6 protein-coding genes and 1 pseudogene are annotated in these 7121 nt (G+C 62.7%); 3 read left to right on the top strand and 4 right to left on the bottom strand.

All coding sequences use genetic code 11. The features are described from left to right. Positions 1–302: 302 nt before the first annotated feature. From OXK16_12685 to OXK16_12675, 3 genes and pseudogenes are all read right to left on the bottom strand, one after another. The gene (locus OXK16_12685) at positions 303–938 is read right to left on the bottom strand and encodes a GntR family transcriptional regulator (GenBank protein MDE0376799.1); all 636 of its coding nucleotides are present in this window, start codon (positions 936–938) and stop codon (positions 303–305) included. A 1142-nt stretch (positions 939–2080) separates the two neighbouring features. Then, positions 2081–2377, bottom strand: a complete 297-nt coding sequence (locus OXK16_12680) for a hypothetical protein (protein ID MDE0376798.1) — start codon at positions 2375–2377, stop codon at positions 2081–2083. A 186-nt stretch (positions 2378–2563) separates the two neighbouring features. After that, a pseudogene (locus tag OXK16_12675) lies at positions 2564–3017 on the bottom strand (DUF3387 domain-containing protein). 168 nt (positions 3018–3185) lie between these two features. Between OXK16_12675 and OXK16_12670 the strand changes: the two are divergent. From OXK16_12670 to OXK16_12660, 3 genes are all read left to right on the top strand, one after another. Beyond that, positions 3186–4127, top strand: coding sequence for a substrate-binding domain-containing protein (locus OXK16_12670; protein ID MDE0376797.1), 942 nt, complete (start codon positions 3186–3188; stop codon positions 4125–4127). 105 nt (positions 4128–4232) lie between these two features. Continuing rightward, complete coding sequence (locus tag OXK16_12665) at positions 4233–4361, top strand: hypothetical protein (protein MDE0376796.1); 129 nt, start codon at positions 4233–4235, stop codon at positions 4359–4361. Positions 4362–4424: 63 nt separating this feature from the next. Next, positions 4425–4679 carry a hypothetical protein gene (locus OXK16_12660; protein MDE0376795.1) on the top strand — a complete coding sequence of 85 codons (255 nt, stop codon included), beginning with the start codon at positions 4425–4427 and terminating at the stop codon, positions 4677–4679. A gap of 1142 nt (positions 4680–5821) precedes the next feature. Here OXK16_12660 and OXK16_12655 read toward each other — a convergent pair. Next, positions 5822–7039 carry a low temperature requirement protein A gene (locus tag OXK16_12655; protein MDE0376794.1) on the bottom strand — a complete coding sequence of 406 codons (1218 nt, stop codon included), beginning with the start codon at positions 7037–7039 and terminating at the stop codon, positions 5822–5824. Positions 7040–7121: the final 82 nt, after the last annotated feature.

Genomic DNA, 7121 nt, shown 5'->3' with positions numbered 1-7121 from the left:
TGGTGGGGTCCAGCGGTTCTACAGTCGATGGGCTTGGTGGTTATGATGAACGTGATCGCGTTGGCAAGTCGGGCTAGCCGGTGTGGGGTGCTTCGGTCGGTGTTGCGGCGTAGCTGCCCATAGTTTGCGCTTGACGCGAGCACCGAAGCGCTCCATCGGTTACAACCGGTCCTGGCCAGCGTGCTCTTCCACACCGGCCCGCGGTGTTCCGACTCGCCGACCGCATCCGCGCGGTCCCCGTAAGCGCCATGTGGAGTTGACCCGGAACGCATGGCCGCTTAAGCCTTCGATCGGTACCGGTATCAGGTGGAGGCATCGGTGTGCCTACGGCGGGTACTCCTGATCCGTTGCTGTAGTTCGGATGACACTCGGGTGAGGTGATCGGCTATCCACTGCTCAGCCCTCGCGGAGTCGCCAGAACGGATGGCATCGACGATCACGCTATGCGCCAAATGATGCTTGGGCACCACTCTGAGACCCAGCCAGTAGCGACCTACGTTGGCACGGAGTCGTGACACGATGTCAGCGGTGAGGGGACAGCCGGCGATGGCGTATATACGCTGGTAGAACCGCTCAGTGAGCCTGGCGGCCCGGTCGCCGTCCCCCGAAGCGTCCATCTCGCGAGCGAGGTCGGCCAACTCTCCGGTTTCGGGCGTCGTGATACGCCGCAGTGCTTTGCGCAACGCGAAGGTCTCCAACAGGATGCGAAGCTGGTAAGTCTCTTGGATCTCGGCGGGTTCAAGGATGCGCACAGTCGCTCCACGATGAGGGACGAGCGTCACCAACCCCTCTTGTTCGAGCGCCCGCAAAGCGCCAATGACCGGAACCCGTGACACCATCAGATCCTCGGCCAGACGCTGCTGGCGCAGCCGCTCGCCGGGCTGGAACACTCCCGTCAGTATCGCGTCCCGGAGGGCCGCCGTCGCCGCCGCCTCCACAGTCGTGTACCGAGAGTGAGCACGAGCCGCTAAGCCAGCAAGGGTCCCCGCCGCGTGATCTTCCGCCAAGCCCAAACCAACCCCTCCACCGACGCCGTGGCTATCCGCACTCTCGCCAATGCTACCCGCTGTCGACACGGGTGAACCGGACGGCCACTCGTGGCCTTCACACGGGCACCGGTGTCCGTTCGTGCCTCAGGCCGGCTCGCGGATCACGATGGTGCCAGCCATCCGATCGTGAAGCGGTCGACGGTCCGGGTCGAATCTAGCGGAGACGAAGTAGATCAGCAGCACGAGGGCCAGCGTTGATCACCCATCGCTGGTGTCGCCAGTTGCTGCAAGCGAATCGCGTCCGGACTGCGACCTAGCCGCGTAGGGGCTCCGGATGCTCATCGAATCACTCGGAGACGGCCGGGAAGCACTCGGAGACAACCGGTGCCGACATGTTACCTCGTTAATACCTCGGCTTGTGCCAGTCGTAGGTAGGCCAATCCAGATCATCAACAACCTCCGCGTCTATCAGCGGATCACCGGCCTCAAGACAGGCCACCATCGCAGCGAGAGCCGCCTCATAGTCGACCACCGTGAACCGCTCCCGATCATACGGCCACGATATAGGCGACAGCCCAATCTATACCACACTGCGAGACGACCTATCGAACACATCACGGCCAGCTAACGGTGTCGGCAGGGCGACTATCACCTGATGTTGACACTCCGGGCCACCTAGCAGTCCGGCAGGCGTAGCGGACACTGCCACCTCGATACGATGGCCGACATCCACCACCCTTGTCTTAACCCAGTGTGTCTGGGTTACAGATCTGCAACCTGAGCCGCAGCCTCAAGTCGTCCCCGGAGACCTCGGCGGAGTCCACGTCCACCTCAGCCGAACAGCCCGCGAGCAGACCCACCGAACCCGGGAAGCACTACCAGCCTCCACAACCAGCGCACTATTGCCCCGACTATGGAGCGCCAAAACCGGGCGGCGATCATCCGCTTCCCGAACCTCGGTCAACTCGCCCTACCTTCAACGATGCCTACCGGCCGCAGGATGGCGGATCCGGTTGGAGGCACCCGAACCGGCGCGCCCGACCCTCTCGGACTGTAGGCCGTGGCCACGGTCGAAGCGATCGGGTCCGTGGTCATCCGAGCCGATGAGTGACTCCGAACTCGGCCCTATGTGCGCGCCCGGCCGTTCCGGTCCGGTGCCGGAAGCGGAGGCCCTCCCCGTCCTTCCCCTTGGAAGACTGGTCCGTGATCCAGGCACGAACCCTTGCGAGGACTTCCTTAGCCCACCTGAACTCGGTCGACCACAGGAGCAAACCCCCGACCAGAAGCGCGGTGCCCGGAATGACGGGGAGGGCGAAGCCGGCCACAGCTAGAAGGACCATCAGCCCTCCGGCGATCGCCACGAACACCCTCCGGATCACCTGGATCATGAGCAACCTCCGCCTATCGGATACGTACCCTTCACACGCTAGACAAGCAGTCACGGAACAACGGGCTTGAAACAGCCCAGAATCCGGCACATGACGAATTGTGTACAAAGTACAAACCGGGGGGATTGCACATCGCATACAATCTCGGCGGAGCTGTCGTTAACGAGGGTACCGGCCCCGCGGGGGCTAGGCGGCCCGGGCCTCTGAGAGGACTTCGGCCTGTTGTAGGACGGTTTGGGTGGCCTTTTCCTGCTTTGTCGGATGGGTAGCCATACTTGCGGAGGGTGCGCTTGACCAGAACGCGGCGGCGGGCGGGTACGTCTTCCCGCAAGGTCCGGTCGATGGTCAGTTGTCGCGGACCTTCTCGACCAGCTCTTGAGCAATGGTTCGCAGGACCTGATCGTGGAGGATGGCTACGGCGCTGTCGTTGGTTTCCAGAGCGTCGTAGAAGGCCATATTTGTCCTCGGTGCGTCCGAGCTTCTCGCCTTGAGCGTTGGCCTCACGCATCTCTTTGACCAGCTGGATCAGTTCTTCGATCACCTGGGAGGCCTCGATGACTCGGTTCTCGTAGTGGCGCAGGGTGCGTTCCAGCATCTCGGAGAACGATCGGGCTTGCACGACGTTCTTGCGACGCCGGGTCGCCGTGACGGCATCCACTCCGTCTTGGCGGGCCCGGTTAGGACCGGCTGGTATGGCGGTTAGGGTGTTCCTGTTTTGCGACGTTTGACACGGATAGGGGCGGCGTGGGCGCTGGTTGCTGTGTTGGTTGCTGGATGCGTGACGAGTCCTGCCGCTGAGGATCGGCTGATGATCGGGCTGGTCACCAAGACCGACGCGAACCCGTTCTTCGTGACGATGCGAGACGCCGCGCTCCGCCGAGCCGAAGAGGCGGGTGTCGAGTTGCGCGCTGTGGCCGGCAGCTACGACGGGGACTGGGAGACGCAGGTCGAAGCGATCGAGAGTCTGGTCGCCAGCGGCGCTGCCGGTATTCTCATCACGCCTTCGGATCCGGCCGCTCTGATCGACACAGTGAGAAGGGCGCGAGAGGCTGGTGTATTGGTCATCGCGCTTGACACCCTCTTCGACCCGCCGGACTCTGTTGACGCCACCTTCGCCACGGACAACTTCAGGGCTGGTGAGTTGATAGGCGCATGGGCGCGGGCGAGGACCGATGTGTCGGTACCTGCGGTCAGGATCGTTACGCTGGACGGGTCCGAGGCCCGGATCACGTTGGATGTTATGCGCAACCAGGGCTTCCTGAGCGGCTTCGGTGTCGACATCAGAGACCCCACCACGATGTACGACGAAGACGATCCTCGTATCGTAGGGCGCGCTGTCACCATGGGCACGGCAGCCGGAGGGCGCTCCGCTATGGAAGATCTGATACGGCAAGATCCAGAAGTCAACGTCGTGTACACGGTCAACGAGCCCGCCGCAGCCGGCGCGTTCTTGGCGCTGGAAGACGCAGGCAAGGAGAACCACGTCCTGATCGTTTCTATCGACGGGAGCTGTGAGGGAGTAGGCCGTGTCGCCACAGGCGAGATCGACGCCACATCGATGCAGTATCCCCACAAAATGGCGACCCTCGGAGTTGACGCGATCGTCGAATACTCCAAAACAGGCAGGACACCGGAGAACACCCCCGGCCTGGACTTCCACGACACAGGCGTGACCCTGGTCACCCAACACCCGACCCCCGGAGTCCCGTCGATCACAGTCGAACAGGCACTGAACGAATGCTGGGCCTAGCCCCCACTGCCACGGCGCCCCCAAAGTAAGGAACCATTAAACCCGCCATAAGCAGCCCCGATTCCCCGATGAGGTACAGTTATCGGTAAGGACGCAGCGAGATGGATGGCGGTATTGCTCGCGTTGGTGATGCTGCTCGGAGCGGCCGCCACCGCCGGGGTGTCTACGCCCACGGAGGCGCAACAAAGACGGGAGCGCGGCGCGGGATTGTGCGACACGTCTGGGGTGGAGTAGTTCACCGACGTAGGCGCTGCTGATTATGGCGCCAATTGCTTGTTGCGCATGAGGGCGCTGGGGTTGTCGGTCGGCAGAGGCGAAGACTCATCCGGCCTTGATCGCGAGTTGAACCGTGGGCAGTTGGCGTCGTTCCTGGTGCGGCTCTGGCGAGACGTGTTAGGACAGGAGTGCCCGTCGGGAGTGGTGTCTCCGTTCACCGGCATCGCCCCCGACTCAACCAACGCCAAGGACATTAATTGCCTGTACGGACTGGGCGTCGCGTCGGGCGTTAGCGCCGACACCTACGGACCTGGCGACTCCGCTGAAGGCGTTTGAGATCTCGCGGTTCTTGTACCGGACAATGTGTTGTACCGCAAACATCATGAGGAGGGCGGTCATGCTTGTCCGGAGTGGGGCGGGTCGGAGCTGTTCCGTGCTGTGGAGTGTCTGGTAGCGTTGCGGGTGGTACCTACCGCTGTTGAAGCTTCGGCGGCTGCGGCTGTTACGCGCGCTCAGATGGGCGTTTACGTAATCGGGCTGTACAACCTGGCGGGTAAGGGATTGCCCGTTACGCCTCCGAAACTGGGCGCTCCCACAAAGCCCATTCTCGTGAGCGGTCGGCGGTGCGCCTCGGCTACAGAGTCGGTTGGGGTAATGACAAGGATTTGTGGGCTGCGGACTCTGACGGCAGCGACCCGGTACAGATCACCACCTCCGATGGCTCGGTTGTCACATGGTCTCCTGATGGTGCCCGGCTCGCGTACCACGTCTGGTCTGGCACTGATGAGGGTCTGTGGGTTGTGAATGCTGACGGCGGCGACCGCCGACGGATCACGACTACAGACAGCTGGTTCGAAGGGTGGTCTCCTGATAGCACCCGGCTCAGGTACCGCGTCTGGTTGGTGATGATGCGGGTGTTTGGGTTTCGGGTACAAACGGGACCAACCCAATCCAGATCACGGACGAAGGCCAGACCTTAATCGGGTGGTCACCGGTGCCTGTCCGAGATTGAAACTCAACCACCGGGTCGGAGGAGTGGTGACGATCCATCAGCGAGCCGACAACCCGCCGGCTACCGCCACATGCAGCCGGATCAAGTCGGTAACACCCCCGGTCATCCGATCCCGACCGCTTCGACCTGTGCTTCCCGATCACGACTAGGACGATCACCTGGGCCACAGTTGGCCGCGAACGCTCCTAGGAGGACGGCCATCCTCCTCATCCGTTTGATGGGTCCGGTTTGAGCAGCACTTGCAGTCTCGAGGTCATTGCGGTCGGTTGTAAACTCGGTCCCACACATCAGAACGGTGTTCCCCGGCCGGATGATCAGCCGGACCACTCCGCGAAGGCCACCGCGATCGCCGCGATGAACCAGCAGGGCCTGGCCCGCATGATTCCACACCCTCAGGTGTCTACGATCTCTGAGTTTTCTGGTGGTGAGTCCCGTCCCTTGGACTCAGTGGTTGGGTAGCCATCAGCTACGGCTCACCCTGGGGACTTGGCGGCTCCGGGTCGTCCAGACCTAGCCACCGACTGACGGCGAAGAGCCACACCGCTAGCAGTATGACCACGATGATGAGGGCAAAGAGCCATGGCGCTGGCGCCCAGATCGCCGTGATGAGGGCGACTACCGCCGCGGGTACCATAACGCGAGTTAGCGGCCTGTAGATGGTGGGCATTCGGTCGTAGTCCGCCAGGGTCCGCATCTTGAGGATCAGCGCGAGAAGGCCCAAGGCCACTGACCCGGCTAGGAGCCAGGCAGTGGCAGAGGGCGTATGTTCGTAGCCGGCGTGCTCTATCAGGCTCACCATCGCGGCGCCTGCCGCCGCGATCGAGGAGGTGACGGGGAAGTGCAAGAACATCCACCGCGTCCGGGTCGGTCCCCTGTCGATCGGTAGTCGACGGCCGACGAAGTCGAAGTACGTCCACCAGTAGGCGAAGCCGACACACAAACCGATCATCCCGGTGGCGATGGAACGTGTGTTGTGTTCGGCCTCGGACAGGCCATCGACAACGCCGACCACCACCTCTCCTAGGACGATGATGACGAACAGGCCGAAGCGCTCAACCATGGAGTCGGTGGCGCGGATGCCCGCTTCCAGAGCCTCGGAGCGACCAAGCCACACTCCGGATGCGAACCACAGGAGAACCAGGAAGACCCAAATGGCGACCCGGGCGTCGACGGGGACGACCGCGCTGATGATCATCAACCCGATAGACACCATCATGCCCGTGAGATAGCGGCGGGTGACGTCCATGAACTCCTCGGTATCTTGGCGGCGTACCGAGAACCAGAGCCACCACAGCACCGCCTGATGAAGGACGTAGACGATGGCGAACTGCCTCCCGGAGTTTCCGGCAGCCTCGTCGGCGAACACCGCCAGCATCGCCAGCAGCAGCATCTGGACGAACACGAACGCTCGGGTCCGTCCGTCCTCACGCCCGTGCAGCTCGTGGTACAGGGTTCCGTTCGCCCAGGCCATCCAGATGAGCCCGAAGACAACCACGAACTCTCCGACGCTCCGCCAGGTGATGTCGCCGGCCAGGGTATGCGCGACTCTCGCGATGACCACGACGTAGACCAGGTCGTAAAAGAGCTCGAGGAAACTGACGGTGCGGTCCTCGATCATGTCACCGTGGGCACGTGGAGGTAACCAGAGGCGGCGACGGAACTCCGCGAAGATCGAGTCAGACAACGCGTCCTACTCTCGTAGGATTATCTGCGGCTGGCTTCATACCCGTCCGGCCCGGTTAGGTCTTGGGGAAGTTGTACCGGAA

The sequence above is a fragment of the bacterium genome (assembly GCA_028821235.1).
GTDB lineage: Bacteria > Actinomycetota > Acidimicrobiia > Spongiisociales > Spongiisociaceae > Spongiisocius.
This window is presented reverse-complemented; position numbering and strand designations above follow the sequence as displayed.